The 24,575-nt window shown below is 72.7% G+C and carries 16 protein-coding genes; 5 read left to right on the forward strand and 11 right to left on the reverse strand.

Annotated features, from left to right (window positions below; genetic code table 11):
* Positions 1 to 25: 25 nt before the first annotated feature.
* The gene (locus ABEB09_RS29275; protein ID WP_345692914.1) at positions 26 to 2,539 is read right to left on the reverse strand and encodes a DEAD/DEAH box helicase; all 2,514 of its coding nucleotides are present in this window, start codon (positions 2,537 to 2,539) and stop codon (positions 26 to 28) included.
* Positions 2,540 to 2,679: 140 nt separating this feature from the next.
* Here ABEB09_RS29275 and ABEB09_RS29280 point away from each other — a divergent pair, with 140 nt between their 5' ends.
* Entirely contained in the window at positions 2,680 to 3,471 is a 792-nt protein-coding gene (locus tag ABEB09_RS29280) for a metal-dependent hydrolase (protein WP_345692915.1), read from the forward strand.
* Positions 3,472 to 3,535: 64 nt separating this feature from the next.
* Here ABEB09_RS29280 and ABEB09_RS29285 read toward each other — a convergent pair whose 3' ends face one another.
* The 3 genes from ABEB09_RS29285 to ABEB09_RS29295 form a co-directional block, all read right to left on the reverse strand.
* Entirely contained in the window at positions 3,536 to 4,633 is a 1,098-nt protein-coding gene (locus tag ABEB09_RS29285) for a hypothetical protein (RefSeq protein WP_345692916.1), read from the reverse strand.
* A 67-nt stretch (positions 4,634 to 4,700) separates the two neighbouring features.
* Positions 4,701 to 6,482, reverse strand: coding sequence for an ABC transporter ATP-binding protein (locus ABEB09_RS29290; protein ID WP_345692917.1), 1,782 nt, complete (start codon positions 6,480 to 6,482; stop codon positions 4,701 to 4,703).
* Entirely contained in the window at positions 6,479 to 8,374 is a 1,896-nt protein-coding gene (locus tag ABEB09_RS29295; protein WP_345692918.1) for an ABC transporter transmembrane domain-containing protein, read from the reverse strand. Before ABEB09_RS29295 ends, ABEB09_RS29290 begins: the two co-directional genes overlap by 4 nt.
* Positions 8,375 to 8,600: 226 nt before the next feature.
* Here ABEB09_RS29295 and ABEB09_RS29300 point away from each other — a divergent pair, with 226 nt between their 5' ends.
* Complete coding sequence (locus ABEB09_RS29300) at positions 8,601 to 10,217, forward strand: peptide-N4-asparagine amidase (RefSeq protein ID WP_345692919.1); 1,617 nt, start codon at positions 8,601 to 8,603, stop codon at positions 10,215 to 10,217.
* Between the two features lie 47 nt (positions 10,218 to 10,264).
* Here ABEB09_RS29300 and ABEB09_RS29305 read toward each other — a convergent pair whose 3' ends face one another.
* The 3 genes from ABEB09_RS29305 to ABEB09_RS29315 all read right to left on the reverse strand — a co-directional run bounded on the left by ABEB09_RS29305 (position 10,265) and on the right by ABEB09_RS29315 (position 15,285).
* Positions 10,265 to 11,734: a Gfo/Idh/MocA family protein gene (locus ABEB09_RS29305; protein WP_345692920.1), complete on the reverse strand. Its 1,470-nt coding sequence runs from the start codon at positions 11,732 to 11,734 to the stop codon at positions 10,265 to 10,267.
* A 121-nt stretch (positions 11,735 to 11,855) separates the two neighbouring features.
* Entirely contained in the window at positions 11,856 to 14,795 is a 2,940-nt protein-coding gene (locus ABEB09_RS29310; protein ID WP_345692921.1) for an FAD-binding and (Fe-S)-binding domain-containing protein, read from the reverse strand.
* A 40-nt stretch (positions 14,796 to 14,835) separates the two neighbouring features.
* Positions 14,836 to 15,285, reverse strand: a complete 450-nt coding sequence (locus ABEB09_RS29315) for a MarR family winged helix-turn-helix transcriptional regulator (protein WP_345692922.1) — start codon at positions 15,283 to 15,285, stop codon at positions 14,836 to 14,838.
* A 117-nt stretch (positions 15,286 to 15,402) separates the two neighbouring features.
* Between ABEB09_RS29315 and ABEB09_RS29320 the strand changes: the two genes are divergently transcribed.
* Entirely contained in the window at positions 15,403 to 17,295 is a 1,893-nt protein-coding gene (locus ABEB09_RS29320) for an ABC transporter ATP-binding protein (protein WP_345692923.1), read from the forward strand.
* Positions 17,296 to 17,556: 261 nt separating this feature from the next.
* A complete protein-coding gene (mltG, locus tag ABEB09_RS29325) occupies positions 17,557 to 18,414 on the forward strand; it encodes an endolytic transglycosylase MltG (RefSeq protein ID WP_345692924.1) in 858 nt (285 codons plus the stop codon).
* Positions 18,415 to 18,530: 116 nt separating this feature from the next.
* On the opposite strand, the gene ABEB09_RS29330 is transcribed toward mltG, so the two are convergent.
* Positions 18,531 to 19,619: an NAD(P)-binding domain-containing protein gene (locus tag ABEB09_RS29330; protein ID WP_345692925.1), complete on the reverse strand. Its 1,089-nt coding sequence runs from the start codon at positions 19,617 to 19,619 to the stop codon at positions 18,531 to 18,533.
* 79 nt (positions 19,620 to 19,698) lie between these two features.
* On the opposite strand from ABEB09_RS29330, the gene ABEB09_RS29335 reads away from it, so the two are divergent.
* Entirely contained in the window at positions 19,699 to 20,121 is a 423-nt protein-coding gene (locus ABEB09_RS29335; RefSeq protein WP_345692926.1) for a secondary thiamine-phosphate synthase enzyme YjbQ, read from the forward strand.
* A gap of 121 nt (positions 20,122 to 20,242) precedes the next feature.
* Here ABEB09_RS29335 and ABEB09_RS29340 read toward each other — a convergent pair whose 3' ends face one another.
* The 3 genes from ABEB09_RS29340 to ABEB09_RS29350 all read right to left on the reverse strand — a co-directional run bounded on the left by ABEB09_RS29340 (position 20,243) and on the right by ABEB09_RS29350 (position 24,571).
* Entirely contained in the window at positions 20,243 to 20,863 is a 621-nt protein-coding gene (locus ABEB09_RS29340; RefSeq protein ID WP_345692927.1) for a hypothetical protein, read from the reverse strand.
* Positions 20,864 to 21,036: 173 nt separating this feature from the next.
* Positions 21,037 to 22,701: a serine/threonine-protein kinase gene (locus ABEB09_RS29345; RefSeq protein WP_380841589.1), complete on the reverse strand. Its 1,665-nt coding sequence runs from the start codon at positions 22,699 to 22,701 to the stop codon at positions 21,037 to 21,039.
* Between the two features lie 271 nt (positions 22,702 to 22,972).
* The gene (locus ABEB09_RS29350) at positions 22,973 to 24,571 is read right to left on the reverse strand and encodes a polyamine aminopropyltransferase (protein ID WP_345692929.1); all 1,599 of its coding nucleotides are present in this window, start codon (positions 24,569 to 24,571) and stop codon (positions 22,973 to 22,975) included.
* Positions 24,572 to 24,575 lie beyond the last annotated feature (4 nt).

A 24,575-nucleotide genomic window follows, 5' to 3' on the forward strand; every position in this document is an offset into this window, starting at 1 on the left:
TTCGACTGCGCTACGGGCGGAACTGTCAGAGCGGGCCCACGTCGGTCACGCGGACGACCGCCCGGCCCTCCTCGTCCGAGGCGGCCAGGTCCACCTCCGCGCTGATGCCCCAGTCATGGTCACCGTTCGGGTCCGCGAAGGTCTGCCGGACACGCCACAGCCCGTGCTCGGGGTCCTCCTCGATGGACAGCAGCTTCGGGCCGCGCGCGTCCGGGCCGGTGCCCAGCTCCTCGTACTCGTCCCAGTACTTGTCCATCGCCTCGGCCCAGGCGTCCTCGTCCCACCCGGACTCGGCGTCCAGCTCGCCCAGCTCCGCGACCTGGTCCAGCGCCGCCAGCTCCACCCGGCGGAACATCGCGTTGCGCACCAGCACGCGGAACGCCCGGGCGTTGGCCGTGACCGGCTTGACCTGGTCGGCCTTCTCCTGGGCCTCCTCGGCCGTCTCGACCTCCGGGTTCGCCAGCTGCTCCCACTCGTCCAGCAGGCTGGAGTCCACCTGGCGCACCATCTCGCCCAGCCAGGCGATCAGATCCTCCAGGTCCTCCGTCTTCAGGTCGTCCGGGATGGTGTGGTCCAGCGCCTTGTAGGCGCTCGCCAGGTACCGCAGCACGATGCCCTCGGTCCGGGCCAGCTCGTAGAACGACGTGAACTCCGTGAAGGACAGCGCCCTTTCGTACATGTCACGGATCACGGACTTCGGCGAGACCGGGTGGTCGCTCACCCACGGGTGCGACTTGCGGTACAGGTTGTACGCGTGCCACAGCAGCTCTTCGAGCGGCTTCGGGTACGACACGTCCTGGAGCCGCTCCATGCGCTCCTCGTACTCGATCCCGTCCGCCTTCATCGCGCCCACGGCCTCGGCACGCGCCTTGTTCTGCTGCGCGGCGAGGATCTGCCGCGGGTCGTCCAGCGTCGACTCGACGACCGACACCATGTCGAGCGCGTACGACGGCGACTCCGGGTCCAGCAGCTCGAACGCGGCCAGCGCGAACGTCGACAGCGGCTGGTTCAGCGCGAAGTCCTGCTGGAGGTCCACGGTCAGCCGGATCGTGCGTCCCTCGGCGTCCGGCTCGTCCAGCCGCTCCACGATCCCGCCGTCCAGCAGCGAGCGGTAGATGGCGATGGTCCGGCGGATGTGCCGCAGCTGGTTCTTGCGCGGCTCGTGGTTGTCCTCCAGCAGGCGGCGCATCGCCTCGAAGGCGTTGCCGGGCCGGGCGATCACCGACAGCAGCATCGTGTGTGTGACCCGGAACCGGGACGTCAGCGGCTCCGGCTCGGACGCGATGAGCTTCTCGAAGGTGTTCTGCGACCAGTTGACGAACCCCTCGGGCGCCTTCTTGCGCACCACCTTGCGGCGCTTCTTGGGGTCGTCGCCCGCCTTCGCGAGCGCCTTCTCGTTCTCGATGACGTGCTCGGGCGCCTGCGCCACCACGAACCCGGCCGTGTCGAAGCCGGCCCGGCCCGCGCGGCCCGCGATCTGGTGGAACTCCCGCGCCCGCAGCGTCCGCACCCGGTTGCCGTCGTACTTGGTGAGCGCCGTGAACAGCACCGTGCGGATCGGCACGTTGACGCCGACGCCCAGCGTGTCCGTCCCACAGATCACCTTCAGCAGACCGGCCTGGGCCAGCTTCTCCACCAGGCGCCGGTACTTGGGCAGCATGCCCGCGTGGTGCACCCCGATGCCGTGCCGCACGTACCGCGAGAGGTTCCGGCCGAACTTCGTCGTGAACCGGAAGTTGCCGATCAGCTCGGCGATCCTGTCCTTCTCCTCGCGCGTGCACATGTTGATGCTCATCAGCGACTGCGCCCGCTCGACGGCCGCCGCCTGCGTGAAGTGCACGATGTAGACGGGCGACTGCTTGGTCTCCAGCAGCTCCGTCAGCGTCTCCGTGATCGGCGTCGTCCGGTAGTCGTACGACAGCGGCACCGGGCGCGTCGCCGAGCGCACCACCGACGTGGGCCGGCCGGTGCGCCGCGTGAGGTCCTCCTCGAACATCGACACGTCGCCGAGCGTCGCCGACATGAGGACGAACTGCGCCTGCGGCAGTTCCAGCAGCGGGATCTGCCACGCCCAGCCCCGGTCGGGCTCGGCGTAGAAGTGGAACTCGTCCATCACGACCTGGCCGATGTCGGCGTCCTTGCCGTCGCGCAGCGCGATGGAGGCCAGCACCTCGGCCGTGCAGCAGATCACGGGCGCGTCCGCGTTCACGGACGCGTCGCCCGTCAGCATGCCGACGTTCTCCGTGCCGAACAGCTTGCACAGGTCGAAGAACTTCTCCGACACCAGAGCCTTGATCGGCGCCGTGTAGAACGTGACCTCGTCCCGGGCCAGAGCCGCGAAGTGGGCACCCGCCGCGACGAGGCTCTTCCCGGAGCCCGTCGGGGTGGACAGGATCAGGTTCGACCCGGACACCACCTCGATCAGCGCCTCCTCCTGGGCCGGGTAGAGGGAGATGCCCCGGCCCTCCGCCCATGAGGAGAAAGCCTCGAAGAGGGCATCGGGGTCGGCATCCGGCGGCAGCTGATCGATAAGGGTCACGCCCCCATCTTGCCTGGCTTCCGGCCGGAAGCGGGAACCGGCCGTCCGCACGAAGATCACGGGCGATACCCTGTGCCGTCAACTCGGCGACACCACAAGAACACTGGCGACACCACAAGAAAACTGGGGCGGGCACGCACATGATGGGACCGGCGCACTCACTCTCCGGGGCGGCAGCCTGGCTGGGGGTGGGCGCCGCGACCGCGGCCGCCGGCCACCCCATGCCCTGGCCGGTCCTCGTCGTCGGGGCGCTGATCTGCGCCGGCGCGGCCCTCGCCCCCGACCTCGACCACAAGGCGGCGACGATCTCCCGGGCCTTCGGACCCGTCTCACGCGGACTGTGCGAGATCGTCGACAAACTGTCGTACGCCGTCTACAAGGCGACCAGGACCCCCTCCGACCCGCGCAGGAGCGGCGGCCACCGGACCCTCACGCACACCTGGGTGTGGGCCGTCCTGATCGGCGCGGGCGGCTCGGCCGTGGCCACCGTCGGCGACCGCTGGGGCGTCCTCGCGATCCTCTTCATCCACCTCGTCCTGGCCGTCGAGGGCCTGCTGTGGCGGGCCGCGCGGATGTCCAGCGACGTCCTGGTGTGGCTGCTCGGCGCGACCAGCGCCTGGATCCTGGCGGGCGTCCTGGACCAGCCCGGCAACGGCGCGAACTGGCTGTTCGACGCGCCGGGGCAGGAGTACCTGTGGCTGGGCCTGCCGATCGTGCTGGGCGCCCTCGTCCACGACATCGGCGACGCGCTGACCGTGTCCGGCTGCCCGATCCTGTGGCCCATCCCCGTCAAGCGCAAGCGCTGGTACCCGGTGGGGCCGCCGAAGGGCATGCGGTTCCGGGCCGGCAGCTGGGTGGAGCTGAAGGTGCTCATGCCGGCGTTCATGGTGCTCGGTGGGGTCGGCGGCGCGGCCGCGCTCAACTTCATCTGAAGGTCTTCCGCACCGGAAGGCCCGTCGGAAGGTCTTCGTCCGAACGTCGCGCGCGGCCGGGCCGTCAGCCCAGGCCCCAGTGGTGCAGCACGTCGCCGTCGCGGGTGAGCCAGGTGCCGTCGCCGAGCGCGGTGACCTCCTGGCTCACCGGCCGCGGGTAGCGCAGCCGGCCCAGCGGGCGCAGCGTCCCCGCGTCGAACAGCCAGTGCGTCGGCTCCAGCGCGCCCTGCCGGGGCACCCAGTCCGCCGTCACCAGCACGTGCGTCGCGTCGAGGACGTACGCGTCCTCGAAGTCGTCGTTCTCCTCGTCCCACGACAGCTCGTTCAGGTCCAGCGTCACCGTCCGGGCCGCGTCCAGGACGTCGTGCAGCGCCAGCTCGTAGCGGTCGTCGTCGAGGGACATGTACTGGGCCCGGCGCATGGTGACCAGCCGCGTCGACCCGGGCACGAACCCGGCCACGTCGTGGAAACCGGTGCCGCCCAGCGCCCGCAGGCCCTCGTCCGCCGGGTCCAGCCAGTAACTGGCCCAGCTGTACCACGCCGTCCAGAACGACGCCCCGAGCACCGCACCGTCCTCGCGCCAGTCCAGGACGATCGCGCCGGAGACCGCCGCGACCGGCCGCTGGGCCCGCACGTCGCCGGTCGCCGCGTCCAGCAGCAGGAGGCGGTCCTGCGCGTAGCCGCGCCGGGGCGTCTCGTCGTACACGAGGACGGCCCGGTCCGTGTCCTCCTCGGGCAGCAGGGTCGGCACGGCCGCCGCCACGAGCCGCCCGCACGGGCTGACCGCCGGGGCGCCCGGCGCGCGCGGCGGGCGGTGACCGCCGTGCCAGGTGTCGTGCGGCAGCTCCCAGCGGAGCGTCCCGTCGGCCGCCACGGCCCGTACGCGCGACGCCTCCGCCACGACGAACCCGCCGTCCGGCGCCGCCGTGGCGCGTGCCGCCGGCGGCAGGTCCAGCGCGGCCACCGGCGCCCGTTCCCCGGCGAGGAACGCCTCCCTGTCGTGCACCTCCAGGCGCCCGTCCGTCCGTACGGTGAGCCGCCCGCCGGCGATCACCCCGACGCCGCCGGGCGCCTCCGTGGTGCCCAGCAGCGCCGCGTCGATCCGTATGTCACCCGCGTTCCTCATGGCGTCCGCGTCCCCTGTGTCCCCCGTGATGCTCATGATCGCGATGGTGGCAGGGAGCGGCGGGCGACGGCCAGCCGATTTCTCCCGCGGAGAACCCCGTTCCCTACCCGTGCCAGGACCTCCACAGCGCCGCGTACGCCCCGTCGGCGGCGACCAGGGCGTCGTGGCTGCCCAGCTCCGTGATCCGGCCGCCCTCGACGACCGCGATCAGATCCGCGTCGTGCGCCGTGTGCAGCCGGTGCGCGATCGCCACGACCGTGCGCCCCTCCAGCACCCGCGCCAGCGACCGCTCCAGATGGCGGGCCGCCCGCGGGTCCAGCAGGGACGTCGCCTCGTCCAGCACCAGCGTGTGCGGGTCCGCCAGCACCAGCCGGGCCAGCGCCACCTGCTGGGCCTGCGCCGGGGTGAGCCCCTGGCCGCCCGAGCCGACCTCGGTGTCGAGCCCGTCGTCCAGCGCCCGCGCCCAGCCGTCCGCGCCGACCGCGTGGAGCGCCGCCCACAGCTCGCCGTCGCCCGCGCCCGTCCGGGCCAGCAGCAGGTTGTCCCGCAACGACCCGACGAACACGTGGTGCTCCTGGTTCACCAGCGCCACGTGCTCCCGGACCCGCTCGGCCGGCATCCGCGCCAGCTCGGCGGAGCCCAGCGTGACGCGACCCGAGCCGGGCGCGTAGATCCCGGCCAGCAGCCGGCCCAGCGTCGACTTGCCGGCCCCCGACGGCCCGACGAGGGCCAGCCGGGTTCCCGACGCGACCTCCAGCGACACCCGGTGCAGCACGTCGACGCCCTCGCGGTAGCCGAACCGCACCTCGTCCGCCCGGACGTCCCGCCCGTCGGGCCGCACCGCCGCGTCACCGGCGTCCGGCTCCACGTCCCGTACGCCGACGAGACGGGCCAGCGACACCTGGGCGACCTGGAGCTCGTCGTACCAGCGCAGGACGATCCCGACCGGGTCCACGAGCATCTGCGCCAGCAGCGCACCCGTCGTCAGCTGCCCCGCGTCGAGCCACCCCTGGAGCACGAACGCGCCGCCGATCAGCAGCACCGCGGCGAGCACCGTCGCGTGCGTGAGGCTGATGACCGGCAGGAACACGGAACGCAGGAAGAGCGTGTAGCGCTCCCACGCCGTCCACTCCTTGATCCTCCGGTCCGACAGCGCGACCCGCGAGGCGCCCAGCCGGTGCACCTCGATGGTGCGGCCCGCGTCGACCGTCTCGGTGAGGGCGGCGGCCACCGACGCGTACCCCGCGGCCTCGGAGCGGTACGCGGACGGCGCCCGGCGGAAGTACCAGCGGCACACGGCGATCAGCAGCGGCGCCGCGACCAGCACGGACAGCGCCAGCGGCGGCGCGGTGACGGCGAGCCCGCCGAGCAGCAGGCCCGCCCACACCACGCCGATGGCCAGCTGCGGCACGGCCTGCCGCATCGCCTCGGCCAGCCGGTCGATGTCCGTGGTGATCCGCGAGAGCAGATCGCCGGTACCGGCCCGCTCCAGCACGCCCGGCGGCAGCCGGACCGACCGGACGAGGAAGTCCTCGCGCAGGTCGGCCAGCATCTCCTCGCCGAGCATCGCCCCGCGCAGCCGGACCAGCCGTACGAACAGCGTCTGCACGGCCAGCGCGACCGCGAACAGGACCAGCGTGCGCTCCAGGTGCAGCTCCCGCGCCCCCGCCGCGAGCCGGTCCACCAGCGAACCGAGCAGGTACGGGCCCGCCATGGAGGCCACCACCGCGACCGCGTTCACCGCGACCAGCACGGTGAAGGCCGTGCGGTGCCGCCGCAGCAGCTCCCGCACGTAGGCGCGGACGGTCGCGGGGGTGCCCACGGGCAGGGTCGTCGCGGACTGCGGAGCCGCCGGGTCGTACTCCGGTGGCGCCAGGCCGATCATGCGGACTCCTCGATGTCGACAAGTTCGGTGGTTTCGGCGGTGGCGGTGCTGTGCGGGGCGTCCCCGGCGCCCGCCCCGGCTTCGGTCTCCGTCTCGCGGGAGACGACCGCCCGGTAGCGCGGCTCCTTCCGCAGCAGCTCGCGGTGCGAGCCCACGGCCACGGCCAGCCCTTCGTGGACCAGCACGACGCGGTCGGCCCGGTCCAGCAGCAGCGGCGACGAGGAGAACACCACCGTCGTCCGCCCGTCCCGCAGCCGCCGTACGCCCTCCGCGACCCGTGCCTCGGTGTGCGAGTCCACCGCCGAGGTCGGCTCGTCGAGGACCAGCACCTCCGGGTCGGCCACCAGCGAGCGGGCGAGCGCGAGGCGCTGGCGCTGTCCGCCCGACAGGGATCGGCCGCGCTCGGTGATCCGCGCGCGCATCGGGTCGCCGTCCCCGTCGGCCGAGGCCTGCGCGAGCGCGTCCAGCACATCGGCGCACTGCGCCGCCGTCAGCGCGTCCTCGGTGCTCACCGCACCGGACGCCGGCACGTCCAGCAGCTCCTCGAGTGTTCCGGACAGCAGGACGGGGTCCTTGTCCTGGACGAGGACGGCCGCACGGGCGGCGTCCAGCGGCAGTTCGTCCAGCGGGACGCCGCCCAGCAGCACGGAACCTCCCCGCCCGGCGGCGCTCTGCCGGCCGGCTTCGCCGGCGTCGCCCGCGCCCTCACCGCCGGCGTCCTCACTGGCGGCGTCCCCCGCAGCGTGCCCGCCGAGCCGGTCCGCGAGGCGGCCGGCCGCGTCCGGGTCGCCGCACACGACGGCGGTGAGGAGCCCGGCCGGGGCGAGCACCCCGGTCACCGGGTCGTACAGATCACCGCCCGCGGCCGCCTCCGGCACGTCCCCGGACACCGGAGCCGTACGGGAGAGCGACAGCACGCGTGCCGCGCGCTTCGCCGAGGGCCGCGAGAACGAGTAGGCCATGGCGATCTCCTCGAACTGCCGCAGCGGATACTGCGTCAGCATCACCGCCCCGTACACGGTGACCAGTTCGCCCACGGCGATCCGGCCGTCGAGCGCCAGCTTCGCGCCGTACGCGACGACACCGATCAGCAGCAGTCCCGGCAGTACGACCTGCACCGCCGCGATCAGCGCCCAGGAGCGGGCGCTGTGCACCGCGGCCCTGCGCACCTCCTGCGAGGCGGCGCGGTAGCGGCTCAGGAACAGGTCCTCGCCGCCGATGCCGCGCAGCACGCGCAGGCCCGCGACGGTGTCGGAGGCGAGTTCGGTGGCCCGGCCCGCCTTCTCGCGCTGGACGTCCGCCCGCCGTGTGGCGCGCGGCAGCAGCGGCAGCGCCGCCACGGCGAGCACCGGGACGCCGATCGCGACGACCACGCCCAGGGCGGGCTGGTAGACGACCAGGCCCACGCAGACGGCGACGAGCGTGGCGGCCGCCGCCGCGAACCGCGACAGGGCCTCCACGAACCAGCCGATCTTCTCGACGTCGCCGGTGGACACCGCGACGACCTCACCGGCGGCGACCCGCCGCGTGAGCACCGCGCCCAGCTCGGCGGCCTTGCGGGCGAGCAGCTGCTGCACCCGGCTCGCGGCGGTGATCCAGTTGGTGACGGCGGTGCGGTGCAGCATCATGTCGCCCACGGCGATGGCCACGCCCAGCAGCAGGACGATGCCGGCGCCGAGCGCCAGCCGCGCCCCGGAGCCGTCCACGACCGCCTGGACGGCGATGCCGACACCGACGGGCAGCCCGACGATGCCCAGGTTCATCACCAGGCCCCAGCAGAGCGAGGCGAGTTGGCCGCCCAGCTGTCTGCGGCCCAGCCAGAGGAGGAAGCGCGGGCCCGAACGGACGTCGGGTTCGCCGGGGTCGGCGTACGGAAGATGACGGATCTGCATGACGTCCCAGGCAATTCGTCGGTGGGCGGGCGGGCAGGCGGAACAGGCCGAAGCGGCGGAGGGGTTCGTGGGAGAGGAGGAAGACGGAGCGAGCGGTGAAGACGTGCAAGGTTCGCTCCGGCCGTCTGCCCGGGGCAAACGATTTTCGAGCACCACCGAACAGAACACGCCAAACTTCCACGCCCGGCCTTGGCCCCCACAGCGCCCCGCGCTTCACTCACGACCCATGAGACGACGCAGAGTCATGAGCATGATCAGCGGCCTGGTGGCGCTGGCCGCGCTCACCCTGTCCGGCGCCCCCGCGTCCGCCGCGCCCGAGCAGCGGCACACGGATCCGCCGCCGGCGGAGTTCGGCACCGACTGGCACGACCCGCTGACCGCCGCGCCACCCGTGACCAGGCCCGACGGCGGACGCACCTGCGAGCTGACCGTCGCCACCGCCCAGTTCCGCGACTTCACCCCGTACCGCGGCACCTACACGCCGCCCACCGGCTGCGGCAGCCGCTGGAGCGCGGTCGTGCTCCGGCTGGAAGGCAACGTCAAGGGACGCCAGTACGACCGGCTCGGCCACCTCAGCATCGGCGGCGTCGAAGTCCTGCGCACCTCCACACCGCAGCCCTCGCCCGACGGCATCACCTGGTCGGTGGAGAAGGACATCACCCGTTACAGCGACACCCTGCGCCGCCCCCAGCCGGTCGAGATGCTCATCGGCAACGTCGTCAACGACACGTACACCGGAGTCATCGACGTCACCGTCACCCTCACCTTCCACGCCGCCACGCGGCCGCCGGACCCCGCCCGCACCCCCGACCGCGTCCTCACGCCCGACTCCGGACACACCGTCACCACCCCGCGCAACACCGAGCGGATCCTCGCCGAGGTGTACGCCACCGGCTCCGGCGGCGGCTGCGAGGAGTACTGGTACATGACCGTGCCCGACGCCGCGCCCTACTCCTGCAAGGCCGGCGACGGCCCGTACCGCGAGGTCCGCATCAGCGTCGACGGACGCCTCGCCGGCATCGCCACTCCCTTCCCGACGGTGTGGACCGGCGGCTGGTCCAACCCCTTCCTCTGGTACGTGATCCCGGGGCCGCGCGCCTTCGACATCCGGCCGATCGTGTACGACCTCACCCCGTTCGCCGCCCTCCTCAACGACGGCCGCCCGCACCGCGTCGAGGTCTCCGTCGCCGGGGTACCGGCCGGCCAGACCGGCTGGAACACCCCCACCAACCTGCTCCTCTGGCAGGACGAGGGCCGCGCGGTGGTGACCGGTGCGCTGACCCGGCACGAGGAGGGCCCCCTCGCCAACAGCTCCGTCCACACGGCCGGTTCGCCGCACCGGCTGGACACCCGGGCCGGCCACCGGCTGACCGTCGCCGGCTACGTCGACACCTCGCACGGCCGGGTGCCCACCACGGTCACCCGTGTCCTCGGCCACACGTCCGTGCACCGCTGGGGCGAGGCGGAGAACCCCGACGCGCTCACCGGCACCTGGACCGACGACGAGTCGGTGACCGTCGGGCCCACCACCACCCGCACCCGCCGCACCTACACCATGGACGGCGAGACCACCGTCGGCGAGGGGGACCGCCTCCGCACGGTCCTGACGCTCGGCGACCGCGCAGACACCACGGTCGTACGCGCCGGGCAGCGGCCGCGCCGGTCGCGGCTCGACGACACGTACACGGGCGACGCGACGTACACGACGGGCGTTCCGCGCGACCAGCGGCACGCGGTCGGCACCTCCGCGGAGCGGTACCGGCTGTACGGCTCGGACGGCTGCTACGACCGGAGCCTGAAGACCGTCCAGGGGACGGTGACGGAGGACCGCAGGCGCTGCTGACACCGGGACCCCCGCTGCGTCGCCCGCAGCGGGGGTCGTCCCCCTCCCTACTCCACCGGCCGCTCAGAGTCCACGCCCGCCCGCGCCTTACGCCATTCCCCGCGCGTGAAGTCCGGAATCGGCACGGGCGCGCCCTGCGCCTTGACCGACAGGTGGCTCAGCGGAACCGGCGCCGTCCACGTCGCCGCGTCGTACACGTCGAAGTCCGGGACGAGCCCGAGACGCATGCACTGCATGAGCCGGTACACCATGACGTAGTCCATCCCGCCGTGCCCGCCGGGCGGGTTGGCGTGCTCCTTCCACAGCCAGTGGTCGTACTCGGCGGCGTACGCCGAGAAGTCGCCCCACTGGTGGTTGCGGTGGTCGGGCTCTATATATATCCGCGCCGGATAGTCCTCGAAGACACCCTTCGTGCCGCCCAGACTGTTGATCCTGCTGTACGGGTGGGGCGTCGACACGTCGTGCTCCAGCCGGATCACCCGGCCTCTGGCCGTCCGCACCATGCTGATCGTGCGGTCGCTCTCGATGTACGTCTCCTTCCAGCTCGGATCGCCGGCCGGCATATGGGTCTGCCGGTACTCGGCGAGGCCGAGCGCGGGCGTACCGAAGCTGCTGATGCTGACGACCCGGTCGCCGCGGTTGACGTCCATGTAGTTGGCGACGGGACCGAAGCCGTGGTTCGGGTACAGGTCGCCGCGCAGCCGCGTGTGCCACAGCCGCCGCCACGGCCCCTCGTAGTACGTGGGCGAGAACATCAGGGAGCGCAGGTCGTGGTTGTACGCGCCGGCCCCGTGCAGCAGTTCACCGAACCGGCCGGCATGCGCCATGCGCAGCACCCGCATCTCGTTGCGGCCGTAGCAGCAGTTCTCCAGCTGCATGCAGTGCCGGCGCGTCCGCTCCGACAGGTCGACGAGCGCCCACAGCTCCTCCAGCCGCATCGCGACGGGACACTCCACACCGACGTGCTTGCCGTTCAGCAGGGCCGTCCTCGCCATCTCGAAGTGGAGGTCCCACGGCGTCGCGACGTACACCAGGTCCACATCGTTCCGCGCGCACAGCTGCTCGTAGGCGTGGTCCCCTCCGGCGTACACGGCCGGCGACGCCTGTCCCGCCGCGACCACCTTCGCGGCCGCCGCCTCCGCCTTCGCCCGCACCGGGTCGCAGACGGCGACCACGTGGACGCCCGGGACGGCGAGGAACAGCTCGATCATGCTGCCGCCGCGGTTGCCGAGCCCCACGATGCCCACCCGGACGGTGCTCCTCCGCTCGAAGGGCACCCCCGCCATGGTGGCGCCCTGGCGGGGCGGGGGAGCGGCGGCCGGGTCCGCGGCCGATGCCGGGTGACCGGCCGCGGTGGCCGGTGCGGCGCTCAGGGCGCCGAGGGCCAGCCCCGCGCCGGCCACACCGGCCGTCGTGCGCAGCACGCTGCGGCGGCTGGGCGAAGGGGTGGAGTCGTCGTTCCCGGGCACTGCGTCGTTCACGGAACCTCCAGTACAGGTCGTGCACGGCTGGTTCATGAATCCCGGGGAGGACCCTCGCTGTTGAGTTGCACGGTGCGCAAGGGAGGCGTTTGGACTCCCGGTGCGAACCCATGGACTCCTGTGGCCTCCTGGCACCGCGCTTGCGCGCACGCGTGATTCAGGGGCGCGTCGCCCGCTCCAGCTCCAGCAGCACCGACCGGTAGCGGCGCCCCGTCGCGTGCTCCATCCCCACCTCGCACATCCGGTTCGCCGACAGGTGCGCGTCGAACGTCCGGGCCGTCACCTCGACGGCCTCCCGCGCCGTCGCCGCCTCCGTCAACTCCCGGTGCAGCAGCCCCCGGTCGCCCGCGAAGCCGCAGCACCCGGCGGCGTCCGGGACGACGACCTCCTCCGCGCACGCCGAGGCGACCTCCACCAGCCGGTCCCCGTCCCCGAGGAGCTGCATCGCGCACGTCGGGTGGACCACCGCGGACGACACCCGCCGGCGTACCGTCAGCCGGGGCAGCAGCGTCTCCGCGGCCCAGACGACCGAGTCGACGACGGTCAGCTCCCGGTGCAGCTCCCTGTTCGCCTCGCTCAGATACGGCACCACCTCCCGCGCCAGCCCCAGCGCGCACGACGACGCGTCGACGACGAGCGGCAGCCGCCCGCCGGCCGTCCAGCCCCACGCCGCCTCGACGATCCGGTTGGCCATCACGTACGCGCCCCGGTCGTAGCCCTTGGAGTGCCAGATCGTGGCGCAGCACGTGCCGCCCACGTCGCCCGGCAGCCACACCGGCCGCCCGGCCCTCCGCGCCAGCTCCACCACCGCCTGCGGCAGCGAGGGCCCCCGGTGCCCGGCCGGCTCCCCGAAGATCCGGTTCACGCACGACGGGTAGTACACGGCGGCCGCGCCCGTCCGCTCCGTCCTCGGCAGCGCGCCCGCCGCCGCGCGCGGCAGCGCCGGCAGCCACTCCGGGACGAGATCCGGCCGTACGGCCCTGCGCAGCGCCCCCGTCACCGCGCCCGGCACCCGCTCGCCCGCCACCGCCGCGGCCCGGTGCGCCACCCCCACCGCGAGCCGCGCCGCCCGCTCCACCACCGGGAAGTTGTGCGCCGTCAGCGCCGCGGCCCGCTCCTCGCGCGGCGAGTGGCGCAGGTTGCGCAGCCGCTTCATCAGCGCGCCCGTGTCGATGCCCACCGGACACGCCACCGCGCAGGCCCCGTCACCGGCGCAGGTGTCCACCGCGTCGTACCCGTACGCCTCGACGAGGACGTCCTCGACGGCTGAGCCGTGGGCCTGCCGCACCATCTCCCGCCGCAGCGCGATCCGCTGGCGCGGGGTGGTCGTCAGATCCCGGCTGGGGCACACCGGTTCGCAGAAGCCGCACTCGATGCACGCGTCGGCCAGCGGCTCCACCGCCGGGACGGACTTGAGCCCCCGCAGGTGCGCCCGCGGGTCGCGGTCCAGCACGATCCGCGGGGCCAGCACCCCGTCCGGGTCGACGGCCTGCTTCGTCCGCCACATCAGCTCCGTGGCCCGCGGCCCCCACTCCAGCTCCAGGTACGGCGCGATGTTGCGCCCCGTGCCGTGCTCCGCCTTCAGCGAGCCGTCGAACCGCTCGACCGTCATCCGGCAGAACGCGTCCATGAACGCCGCGTACCGGTCCACGTCCGCCGGGTTGGCCGGGTCGAAGGCCAGCAGGAAGTGCAGATTGCCGTGCGCCGCGTGACCGGCGACGGCCGCGTCGAAGCCGTGCTCCGCCTGGAGGTCCAGCAGCGCCGCGCACGCCTCGGCGAGCCGCGCGGGCGGCACCGCGAAGTCCTCCGTGATCAGCGTCGTACCGGCGGGGCGGGAGCCGCCGACCGCCGTGACGAACGCCTTGCGGGCCTTCCAGTACCCGGCGATCGTGCCCGGGGCGCGGGTGAACGCGTTGGTGACCGACGGCACGGGCGCGATCAGGTCCAGCTCGTCCAGGACCTCCCTCGCCGCCCACTCGTGCGCCTCCAGCGCCGCCGCGTCGGGCGCCCGGAACTCGACCAGCAGTGCCGCGCAGTCCCTCGGCAGCTCCGCCCAGTCGGCGGGCACGCCCGGGACGCTGACCGAGGCCCGCAGGGTGTTGCCGTCCATCAGCTCCACGGCGAGCGCCCCCGCCTCGGTGAACCGGTCCACGGCGGCCGCGGCGGCGGGCAGGGACGGGAAGAACAGCAGCGCCGAGGACACCGACCGGTCCAGCGGCAGCGTGTCGAAGACCGTCTCCGCGATGAAGCCGAACGTCCCCTGCGAGCCGACCATCAGCCCGCGCAGGATCTCCACGGGTGTCGCCCCGTCCAGGAAGGCGTCCAGCCGGTAGCCGTTGGTGTTCTTGATGCGGTACTTGGCGCGGATCCTGGCCGTCAGCTCCCGGTCCGCCTCGATCTCGGCCTTCAGGTCGAGCAGCGCCTCGCACAACTTGGGCTCGGCACGGGCCAGTTCCTCGTCGGCCGCCGGGTCGGCCGTGTCGACGACCGTGCCCGTCGGCAGCACGAACGTGAGGGACGCGAGCGTCCGGTAGGCGTTGCGCGTGGTGCCGGCCGTCATGCCCGAGGCGTTGTTGGCGACGACCCCGCCGACCGTGCAGGCCGCCGCGCTCGCCGGGTCGGGACCCAGCACCCGGCCGTACCGGGCGAGCACGGCGTTGACCCGGGCGACCGTGGTGCCCGGCCGCACCCGGACGCGGGCGCCGCCGTCCAGGACCTCGACGCCCTCCCAGTGCCGCCGTACGTCCACGAGGATGTCCTCGCCCTGCGCCTGCCCGTTCAGACTCGTCCCGGCCGCGCGGAACACCAGCTCCCGGCCCTTGCCGTGGGCGAACGACAGGATCGCCGAGACGTCGTCGATGTCCTCGGGGACCACCACGACCTGCGGCACGAACCGGTACGGGCTGGCGTCCGACGCGTAGCGCACCAGGTCGGCGGCCCGTGACAGGACCTTGCCGGGGCCCAGCACCGCGGTCAGCTCGTGGCGCAGCCGCGACGGCGTGCCGTGCGCCAGCAGGTCGGGGACCCGGTCGGGGGAGGGCGTCCGTGTCGGGTCACCCGGGCGGAGGGCGTCCGGCTTCGGCTCCAGCAGCGGCATGTCACGGTCCCCTCGACGGTGCACGGGGCGCACGGCGGCTTCAGCAGCGGCTCTCCGGCACCCCGTCGACCAGAGCGGCCAGCAGGCCGCCGAGCACCTCGCGCTGCTCGGCGGTCAGTGGAGCCAGGATGTCCTCTGCTGCCGCCCGGCGCGCGCTCCTGAGCTGCCTCAGCGTGGCGCGGCCCTCCTCCGTCAGCTCGATCCGCACGACCCGGCGGTTGGCGGGGTCGGGGACGCGGCGCACCCGGCCGCTCCCCTCCAGACCGTCGACCAGGCTGGTCACGGCCCGGGGCACCACCTCGAGGCGCTCGGCGAGGTCCGCCATGCGCGGCGGGTGGTCGTAGTGCGCGACGGTCCGCAGGAGCCGGGACTGCGCCGGTGTGATCGTGATGTCCGCGGCCTCCAGCTGCCGTTTCTGGCTGCGGTGGAGGCGTCGGGTCAGCCGCAGCAGCTGTTCGGCCAGGAGGCCGTCGGCGTCGGGAGCGTTCATAATCGGAATCGTATCAGGACCATGCTCATTGTGAAGTTAGGTAACAATGAGCTATCCTCTCAAAGGTGCGGCCCGTGCCAGTGGGGCCCGGCCGCCGACGACCTCGCGAAGGAGCCCATGCGTATCCACGCCGAGTCCACCTGGACGCCACCGCCCCCCGACCCCGAGGCGCCGCCCGCGCAGATCGCGCGGATCCTCCGGCTGTTCCGCCCGTACCGCGGCCGGCTCGCCGTCGTCGGGCTGCTCGTCTGCGCCTCGTCGCTCGTCGGGGTCGCCTCGCCGTTCCTGCTGCGGGAGATCCTCGACACCGCGATCCCCCAGGGGCGCACCGGGCTGCTCAGCCTGCTCGCCGGCGGCATGATCCTCACCGCGGTGGTGACCAGCGTCTTCGGCGTCCTGCAGACGTTGATCTCCACCACGGTCGGTCAGCGCGTCATGCACGACCTGCGCACCGCCGTCTACGCCCAGCTCCAGCGCATGCCGCTCGCCTTCTTCACCCGGACGCGCACCGGCGAGGTGCAGTCCCGCATCGCCAACGACATCGGCGGCATGCAGGCGACCGTCACCTCGACCGCGACGTCCCTGGTCTCCAACGTGACCGCGGTGGTGGCGACCGTCGTCGCGATGCTCGCCCTGGACTGGCGGCTGACCGTCGTCTCCCTGGTCCTGCTGCCGCTCTTCGTCTGGATCAGCCGCAGGGTCGGCCGCGAGCGCAAGGCCATCACCACCCAGCGGCAGAAGCAGATGGCCGCCATGGCGGCCACGGTCACGGAGTCGCTCTCGGTCAGCGGGATCCTGCTCGGCCGCACCATGGGCCGCGCCGACTCGCTCACCCGGTCCTTCGCCGCCGAGTCCGAGCGCCTGGTCGACCTGGAGGTCCGCTCCTCGATGGCGGGCCGCTGGCGGATGTCCGCCGTCACCATCGTCATGGCGGCCATGCCCGCGCTGCTCTACTGGGCCGCCGGGCTCGCCCTCCAGGCCGGAGGCCCCGCCATCTCCATCGGGACCCTCGTCGCCTTCGTCTCGCTCCAGCAGGGACTGTTCCGCCCCGCCGTGAGCCTGCTCTCCACCGGTGTGCAGATACAGACGTCGCTCGCGCTCTTCCAGCGCATCTTCGAATACCTCGACCTGCCGGTGGACATCACCGAGCCGGAGCGGCCGGTCCGCCTGGACCGGATCCAGGGCGAGGTGCGCTTCGAGAAGGTGGACTTCCACTACGACGGCGAGGACGAGAGGAACGGCCGCCCGACGCTCGACGGCATCGACGTGACCGTGCCGGCGGGCACCAGCCTCGCCGTCGTCGGCGCCACCGGCTCCGGCAAGTCCACCCTGAGCTATCTGGTGCCCCGGCTCTACGACGTCACCGGCGGCCGCGTCACGCTCGACGGCGTCGACGTGCGCGACCTGGACTTCGACAGCCTCACCCGGGCCGTCGGCGTCGTCTCCCAGGAGACCTACCTCTTCCACGCCTCGGTCGCCGACAACCTGCGCTTCGCCCGGCCCGACGCCACCGACGCGGAGATCCAGGCCGCCGCCAAGGCCGCGCAGATCCACGACCACATCGCCTCGCTCCCCGACGGATACGACACGCTGGTCGGCGAGCGCGGATACCGGTTCTCGGGCGGCGAGAAACAGCGCCTGGCCCTCGCCCGGACCATCCTGCGGGACCCGCCCGTCCTCATCCTCGACGAGGCGACCAGCGCTCTCGACACCCGCACCGAGCATGCCGTGCAGCAGGCGATCGACGCCCTCTCGGAGGGCCGTACGACGATCACCATCGCCCACCGGCTCTCCACCATCAGGGACGCCGACCAGATCGTCGTCCTCGACGGCGGCCGCATAGTCGAGCGCGGCAGCCACCACGAGCTGCTGGCCAGGCGGGGCAAGTACGCCGCGCTGGTGCAGGGCGACACCCATCTCCACACGGAAGCGCCGCCGCTCCCGTGGGACGGGGGAGCGGCGGCGCCGAGTCGAGACAGCGTCAGACCAGCCAGCCCACAAAGTGGATGACACCGGCGAGCAGGTTGGTGATGAGGTTCATGGGATGCGATCTCCTTGTGCAGCGTGCATATCGGTGGGACGACGCAATCGCGGTCTGCAGCCCGTCGCTTGCGCACCGTAAGCATCATGCGCCGCCGGCGAGTTGAGCAACGGAATCCGGGACGATCACACGTTCCGGCGAACATCCGATCCCACGTTCGTCTGTTCCGATGACGTGTCCATATGACTGATATGCCGGAGTTTGCTCGATGTGCGGGTTAGCGTGCCCGCATGAGGTTCACGTTCCAGAGGAAGACGCGGCAGGCGCACGGGCGGCCACGCCTGACCGGCCGTGGCCGGCTGATCCTGATCGCGGGGACGCTCGTCGTGGTGGCGGCCGGCGTCCTGGTGCCCCTGTTCCTGATGCAGGAGGAGCGCCCGCCGCCGCCGCGGCAGCCCGTCCGGACGCTGCTCATCCCGGAGGGCTGGCGCTCCGGCCAGGTGTACGACGCGGTCGACAAGGCCCTCAAGGTGCCGCCCGGCACCACCCGCGCCACCGCCGGGGCCGCCGCGCTGCGCCTGCCGGCCGCCGCGAAGGGCAACCCCGAGGGCTTCCTGTTCCCGGCCACGTACCCCATCGACGCCGCAACCAGCCCCAAGAGCCTCCTGCGCTACATGGTCACCACCGCGGGCCGCCGCTTCGGCACCACCCGCGTCATCCAGGGCGGCCAGGCCAACGGGCTCAGCCTCTATGAGACCGTGACCATCGCCAGCATCGTGCAGGCGGAGGCGGACACCGTGGAGGACATGGGCAAGGTCGCCCGGGTCATCCACAACCGGATGGCCATGGGGATGCCCCTCCAGATGGACTCGACCCTCAACTACGCACTGGACCGCTCCACCCTCGACACCACCCACGCCGACACGCAGCTCGACAGCCCGTACAACACCTACGCCCGCGTAGGCCTCCCGCCCACCCCGATCGCCAACCCCGGCGAACAGGCGGTACAGGCGGCGATCAACCCCACACCCGGCGACTGGCTGTACTTCGTGACCGTGAAGCCGGGCGACACGCGCTTCACGGAGAGCTACGAGGAGCAGATGAAGAACGTCGACGAGTTCAACGAGAACCGCCGCGAGGCGTCCTGACACCGCGCCCACCCTTCTCCGGCGCGGCGGCCGCCTGTCCGCTCGATGTCAGCCCGTCCGGCGTTTGAAGGCGAGCGCCGTTCAGCGCCCCGGCCCGGCTGCCCGCGCTGCCCGGCTCACGCCACGGCAGCGGCCTCCCGCTCCAGCAGCCGTTTGACGTCCACCGCGGCGGAGCGGCCCGCGCGGTTGGCGCCGATGGTCGAGGCGGAGGGCCCGTAGCCCACGAGGTGGACGCGCTCGTCGCGTACCGCTCGCGTGCCGTCCACGCGGATGCCGCCGCCCGGTTCCCGCAGGCGGAGGGGCGCCAGATGGTCGACGGCCGCCCGGAACCCGGTCGCCCACAGGATCACATCGGCCTCCACCGTCCGCTCGGCCCCGTCGGGGGACCCCGCGTCCCAGGCGACCCCCGTCGGGGTGATCCGGTCGAACATCGGCAGCCGGTCGAGGATCCCGCGCTCCCGGGCCTCCCTGATCGCGTCGTTCAGCGGCAGCCCGGTCACGCTGACCACACTGCGCGGCGGCAGGCCCTGGCGTACGCGCTCCTCCACCAGCGCGACCGCCGCACGGCCCGCGGCCTCGTCGAAGGGCCCCTCCCGGAACACCGGCTCCGTGCGGGTCACCCACGTCGTCTCCGCCGCCACCTCGGCGATCTCCATCAGGTGCTGGGTGCCCGAGGCCCCTCCGCCCACCACGACCACCCGCTGCCCGGCGAAGGCCTCCGGGCCCGGGTAGTCCGCCGTGTGCAGCTGCCGCCCGCGGAACGTCTCCTGTCCGGGGTAGCGGGGCCAGAACGGCCGGTCCCAGGTGCCGGTGGCGTTGATCAGCGCCCCCGCCGCGTAGACGCCCTCCGAGGTCTCCACCCGCAGCCGGCCGCCCCCGCCGTCCCGTACGGCGGTGACGTCGACCGGTCGGTGGACCCGCAGGCCGAACGCCTCCTCGTACCGGGCGAAGTAGCCGCCGATCACCTCGGAGGACGGGCGGCTCGCGTCGGCGCCGGTCAGTTCCAGCCCGGGAAGCGCGTGCATGCCGTGCACCTTGCCGTACGTGAGCGACGGCCAGCGGAACTGCCAGGCGCCGCCCGGCCGCGGCGCGTGGTCCAGGACGACGAAGTCCCGGTCCGGTTCCAGCCCGACGCGCCGCAGGTGGTAGGCGGCCGAAAGCCCGGCCTGCCCGGCGCCGACCACCACCACGTCCGTCTCTCGCACACCGAAATCGTTCACGTTTCTACTAACTCTCGAGGTGCCGTGGATCTTCCCGGAGCCGTCCTTTGGGCACCATGGAGCCATGAGCGACGCATTCACCACCCGTACGCTGCGGATCGTCACCGGGAACCGGGAGGTCGTCCACGACCTGACGGACGCCTGCGCCTCCTTCCTGCGCGAGGTCGCGGCGGGCCGGGACGGACTCCTGAACGTCTTCACCCCGCACGCCACGACCGGCGTGGCCCTCCTCGAAACGGGCTCCGGCAGCGACGACGACCTGCTGGCCGCCCTGCACACCCTGCTCCCGGCCGACGACCGCTGGCAGCACCGGCACGGCAGCCCCGGCCACGGCCGCGACCACGTCCTGCCCGCCCTCGTCCCGCCCCACGCCACGCTCCCGGTCGTCGACGGCCGCATGGCCCTCGGAACGTGGCAGTCCGTGTGCCTGGTCGACACCAACAGGGACAATCCGGAGCGGCAGGTCCGCTTGTCGTTCCTCGGGTAGCGGGTACAGCGGGACCGCCGCGCGGCGCCGCGGGTGGCATCGCCTCCGCGCCGGCCGGACAGACCCGGTGCCGGCCGGAGAGACCCGGTGGCACGGTGCCGGCGGGGCGTCGGCAGGTGCCTCAGGATGTGGGCGCGTCCCACTGCGGCTCCAGCCGCACCTCGGTCACGCTCACGTCCTCCGGGGCGCCGAACGCCTCCACCATCACGCCGTTGTTGATGTCGGTGACCTCCAGCGCCAAGTGCTCGGCTCCCACGCGCAGGTCGAGTCTTGCCACGGGCTCGCCCGAGAAGTCCGGCATGCGGTGGATCCGTGCCGCCGGGTAGTTCAGGCTCGTCAGCTTGTCCCGCAGGTCCTCGTAGGTGGCCGTGTCCGTCCCCGAGAGCGCCCTGCTGATGCGCAGTTGGTGCCTTTGGGCGGCGCACTCCTCTGTCGCGGTCAGCGGCACCGGGTCGACCAGGACGGGCAGGGTGGAGTCGGGGGTCGGCTCCGCTGCCGGGGTGTCGGCCACGGAGGCCGATGTCACGTCATCGACGCCGCTAAAGACGTCCGGGGCACAGCTCTGCGAGATGAGGTCCACCATCTCGAGGAACCGTGCCTCCGCGTCGTCGTCGCTCACCGCGACGGTGCTGACCATGGGGTTCTGATCGGCGGTGGCGTTCTGCGCGCCGAAGCCGGCCAGGACGACGACGCCGCCGAGCGCGGCCGCCAGCAGGGACTTCGTGAGGAAATTCGATCGCATGCCCGTACGATGCGGGCTGCCGGCAGCTGCCCACATGAGCACCCGTACTCAATCCACCAGGGCATCAGCACGGATCCGCCGTCGGCCGGCCCCCTGGGGCCGGTCCAGGGCGTCTCGGGACGCCGCCTCGGCCGCGATCCGCGACTCACCCTTCGGTGAAGGGCGGATCGGTCTCAGCAGCGGGCGAGTGTGCCGCCGTCCAGGGTGGATTTGTCGCCGAACAGCCAGCCTTCGGTCTTCGTGCCCGCGATACGGGCGTAGATCCACTTGTTGGCATAGGCATTGGTGACATAGCAGTGGTAGTAGACCTTCGTGCCGGACTTGATCGCGGTCACATAGGAGCACTCCGCGTACGGCCCGGTGTAGAGGTGGGTGTTCTGGGCCGCCTTGCCGTAGCCGTCGCTGGGGTTCGAGTGGGCCCAGCCGGTGCACGCCGTCGACACCGGGGTGGGCTCCTTCACTGTGGGACTGGGCGTTGCCTTCGCAGAGCTCGACGGGTCCCCGGTCGGCTCGTCAGCTCCGTCGCCGGGCGCCGGTGAGGGAGATGGCTCCCGGTCCTCATCCTTCTTCGAGGGGGTCCCGGACGGCGTCTCGACGGGGCTCATGGACGTCAGGTCCCCCGGGGAGGTCGGGCCGTCGGTCGTGCTGCCCGCGTCGGACATGTCACCGTCGGCGGGGGAATTCGCCGTGGGAAGCGCCGTGTTGGACCCGTTGTCGTCCTCGGCGCCTTGCATGTTCATCAGGGCGTAGGCGACTCCGCCGCAGGTGAGGACGGTGGCGGCCGCCACCGCGACGATGGTGCGGGTGCGGCGGCGCCGCGCGCGGACCATCGTGGCACGGGTCTCGGAACGGCTGCTGTGACCGGAGGGTGTGCCGGGCGCCATGCCCGGCTGCGCGGCGCCCGCCGGCGGAGGGGCGGCGTACGCGCCGGCCGGCATGTAGGGAGCGGCGACGGGCTGGGGGGCGGGCTGGGAGAACGGCGTGGCCGCGGCGGGACCGAAGCCCGGCGCGGTGACGGGCTGGGGCGCCGGTGCCGCGGTGAGGTCCGCCCTCCCGCCCCCGGCGACCGCCTCCAGCATCTCGCGTGCCTGCGCGGCATCGGGCCGGTGCATCGGGTCCTTGGCCATCAGCGCCTGCAGTACCGGGGTGAGCGGTCCGGCGTTTCGGGGCTCCGGAAGCGGTTCGCCGACGATCGCCGCCAGCGTGGACCACACCGACGTACGGCGGAACGGCGAAGCGCCCTCCACGGCCGCGTACAGCGTCATGCCGAGCGCCCAGATGTCCGACGCGGCACCCGGTACCTGGCCCTGTGCGCGCTCCGGTGGCAGGTAGTCGAGGGAGCCGACGATCTGACCGCTCTGGGTCAGCTTGGCCAGGGCCTCGTCGCCGGAGGTCTCCATGCTGGCGATGCCGAAGTCGGTGAGGACGACCCGGCCGCTGCGCTCGAGCAGGACGTTGCCGGGCTTGACGTCCCGGTGGAGGACCCCGGCCCGGTGTGCCGCGTCGAGCGCGTCCATCAGCTTGGCGCCGATCGCCGCCGCTTCGCGCGGATCCAGTGAGCCGCGCTCCGCCAACACGTCGTCGAGGGAGGGCCCGTCGACCAGCTCCATGACGATGACCGGCAGCCCCTGCTCCTCGACCACGTCGTGCACGGTGACCACACCGCTGTGCCGGATACGGGCGGCGGCCTGCGCCTCCCTCTGCATCCGGACGCGCAGATCGGCCAGTTCGGCCGGGGAGGCGTCGGTGTAGGCCCGCAGGACCTTGACGGCGACCTCGCGGTTCAACAACTGGTCCACCGCTCTGGCGACCACACCCATGCCGCCGCGGCCGATCATCGCGGTCACGCGGTATCGCCCGCCGAGAACTTCACCGACGAGATCCGCGCTGTTCGCCCCCGTCACCTGTCACATCCCGTTCGTCGCACTGTTCGAAATCCGTCCGTGGTGGGCACCAGGGTAGGGGTTCGCATATGTGCGAGTGCGCACGGCCCGGGCTTCGCACGAAGGTTGCGCCTTCCAACTGCCGTGCGGATCGGTGGCAATGCCTCTGAAGTGTACATTTCACTGCGGCTGAGCGCCCGGCCCCGACCGGCCGTCCCCGTCAGGCTCAGTAGTTCTGCCACTCGTGCCGGGTGTACTCCAGCACCGCGGGGTCCATCAGTGTGCTGGCGCGGACGTCCTGGGGGCGGCGGTCCACCGGGAAGACCGTGGCCGCGCGCAGGACGGCGTCGTCCAGGAAGCGCAGGTGCGGGGTGTCGGGAGCCAGGCGCAGCGGCGGGTTCGGGCCCTTGGCGCCCGGGACGGCCAGGACGAAGCCCCAGTTGCCGAAGCTCGGCACGTCGACCTGGTAGGCGGTGGTCCGGTAGCCGGACTCGCCGATCGTCCGGGCGATGGACCAGTACGACTTCGGCGCGAAGAACGGGGAGCCGCCCTGCACCACGACCCGGCTGTCCGGCTTCAGGACATGGGCGAGCAGGTGGTAGAACTCCACGCTGTACAGCTTGGCCAGCGCGGCGGTGTCCGGGTCCGGGAAGTCGATCAGGACCGCGTCGAAGCGCCGGCCTGCGTCCCGCAGCCAGTTGAACGCGTCGGCGTGGACGGCGGTGACGCGCGGATCGCCGAAGGCGTCGCCGTTCAGCGCCAGCAGCGGCTCGAAGGTGCGGGCCAGCCGGGTCATCGCCGGGTCCAGGTCGACGAGCGTGACCTCCTCGACGTCGTCGTAGCGCAGGACCTCCCGCAGCGCCAGCCCGTCGCCGCCGCCCAGGATCAGCACCGACGCCCGCCGGCCCGACAGCGCGGGGTGGACCAGGGCCTCGTGGTAGCGGTACTCGTCGACGGAGGAGAACTGCAGGTCGCCGTTGAGGAACAGCCGCATGTCCGGCGCGCCGGTGAACGCCGTCGACCGGGTGACCACGATGTCCTGGTACGGGGTGGTCTCGGCGTGCACGATGGGATCCCGGTAGAGCTGCTGACGCGCCGTCACCTCGATGTCGTCCGCCAGCACGTACACCCCGCCCAGCACGGTGAGCACCGCCGCCGCCCCCGCCAGCAGCCCGGCGCGGACCGCTCTGCGCGTCTCGCGGCGGAAGATCCACAGGACGACGACGACCCCGGCCACCGCATTGACCGCGCCCACGATCAGCGCGCCCTTCAACTGCCCGAAGGCGGGCAGGAGCAGCAGAGGGAAGCACAGCCCGCCCACCAGCGCCCCGACGTAGTCGGCGGCGAACATGTCGGCGACGGCGCTTCCCGCCTCCTGCCGCCTGATCCGCTGCAGCAGCGTCATCAACAGCGGGATCTCGGCGCCGATGAGGAGGCCCACGGCGAACGTGACCACCACCATCGCCGGCATGTAGATCCGCAGCCAGGCGAACGCCACGTACAGGACGAGGACCGAGAGGCCGCCGGTGAGGGCCAGCAGCCCCTCGACGAGGGCGAAGGAGCCGACCGCGCGCCGCTGCAGCGGCTTGGCGGCGAGCGAGCCGATGCCCATGGCGAACACCATGACGGAGATGACCACGGAGGTCTGCATCACGGAGTTGCCGATGAGGTAACTGCCCAGCGCCGTCAGCGCCAGTTCGTAGACCAGGCCGCACGCCGCGCAGATGAACACGGCGAGCAGCAGCAGGAACCGCGCCCCCCGCGGATACCGCGCGGCGGGCGGCGCGGCGTCCGGGGCGACGCGGTCCGGTGAGGTGGTGCTCATGTGC

This window comes from Streptomyces coeruleoprunus, assembly GCF_039542925.1.
Classification (GTDB): Bacteria; Actinomycetota; Actinomycetes; order Streptomycetales; family Streptomycetaceae; genus Streptomyces; species Streptomyces coeruleoprunus.

Excerpts from the sequence above, each read along its gene's own strand:
- ABEB09_RS29280 (WP_345692915.1), top strand. The coding sequence starts at position 2,680 with ATGATGGGACCGGCGCACTCACTCTCCGGGGCGGCAGCCTGGCTGGGG.
- ABEB09_RS29285 (WP_345692916.1), bottom strand. The coding sequence starts at position 4,633 with ATGAGCATCACGGGGGACACAGGGGACGCGGACGCCATGAGGAACGCG.
- ABEB09_RS29290 (WP_345692917.1), bottom strand. The coding sequence starts at position 6,482 with ATGATCGGCCTGGCGCCACCGGAGTACGACCCGGCGGCTCCGCAGTCC.
- ABEB09_RS29295 (WP_345692918.1), bottom strand. The coding sequence starts at position 8,374 with ATGCAGATCCGTCATCTTCCGTACGCCGACCCCGGCGAACCCGACGTC.
- ABEB09_RS29300 (WP_345692919.1), top strand. The coding sequence starts at position 8,601 with ATGAGACGACGCAGAGTCATGAGCATGATCAGCGGCCTGGTGGCGCTG.
- ABEB09_RS29305 (WP_345692920.1), bottom strand. The coding sequence starts at position 11,734 with ATGAACCAGCCGTGCACGACCTGTACTGGAGGTTCCGTGAACGACGCA.
- ABEB09_RS29310 (WP_345692921.1), bottom strand. The coding sequence starts at position 14,795 with ATGCCGCTGCTGGAGCCGAAGCCGGACGCCCTCCGCCCGGGTGACCCG.
- ABEB09_RS29315 (WP_345692922.1), bottom strand. The coding sequence starts at position 15,285 with ATGAACGCTCCCGACGCCGACGGCCTCCTGGCCGAACAGCTGCTGCGG.
- ABEB09_RS29320 (WP_345692923.1), top strand. The coding sequence starts at position 15,403 with ATGCGTATCCACGCCGAGTCCACCTGGACGCCACCGCCCCCCGACCCC.
- mltG (WP_345692924.1), top strand. The coding sequence starts at position 17,557 with ATGAGGTTCACGTTCCAGAGGAAGACGCGGCAGGCGCACGGGCGGCCA.
- ABEB09_RS29335 (WP_345692926.1), top strand. The coding sequence starts at position 19,699 with ATGAGCGACGCATTCACCACCCGTACGCTGCGGATCGTCACCGGGAAC.
- ABEB09_RS29340 (WP_345692927.1), bottom strand. The coding sequence starts at position 20,863 with ATGCGATCGAATTTCCTCACGAAGTCCCTGCTGGCGGCCGCGCTCGGC.
- ABEB09_RS29345 (WP_380841589.1), bottom strand. The coding sequence starts at position 22,701 with ATGATCGGCCGCGGCGGCATGGGTGTGGTCGCCAGAGCGGTGGACCAG.
- ABEB09_RS29350 (WP_345692929.1), bottom strand. The coding sequence starts at position 24,571 with ATGAGCACCACCTCACCGGACCGCGTCGCCCCGGACGCCGCGCCGCCC.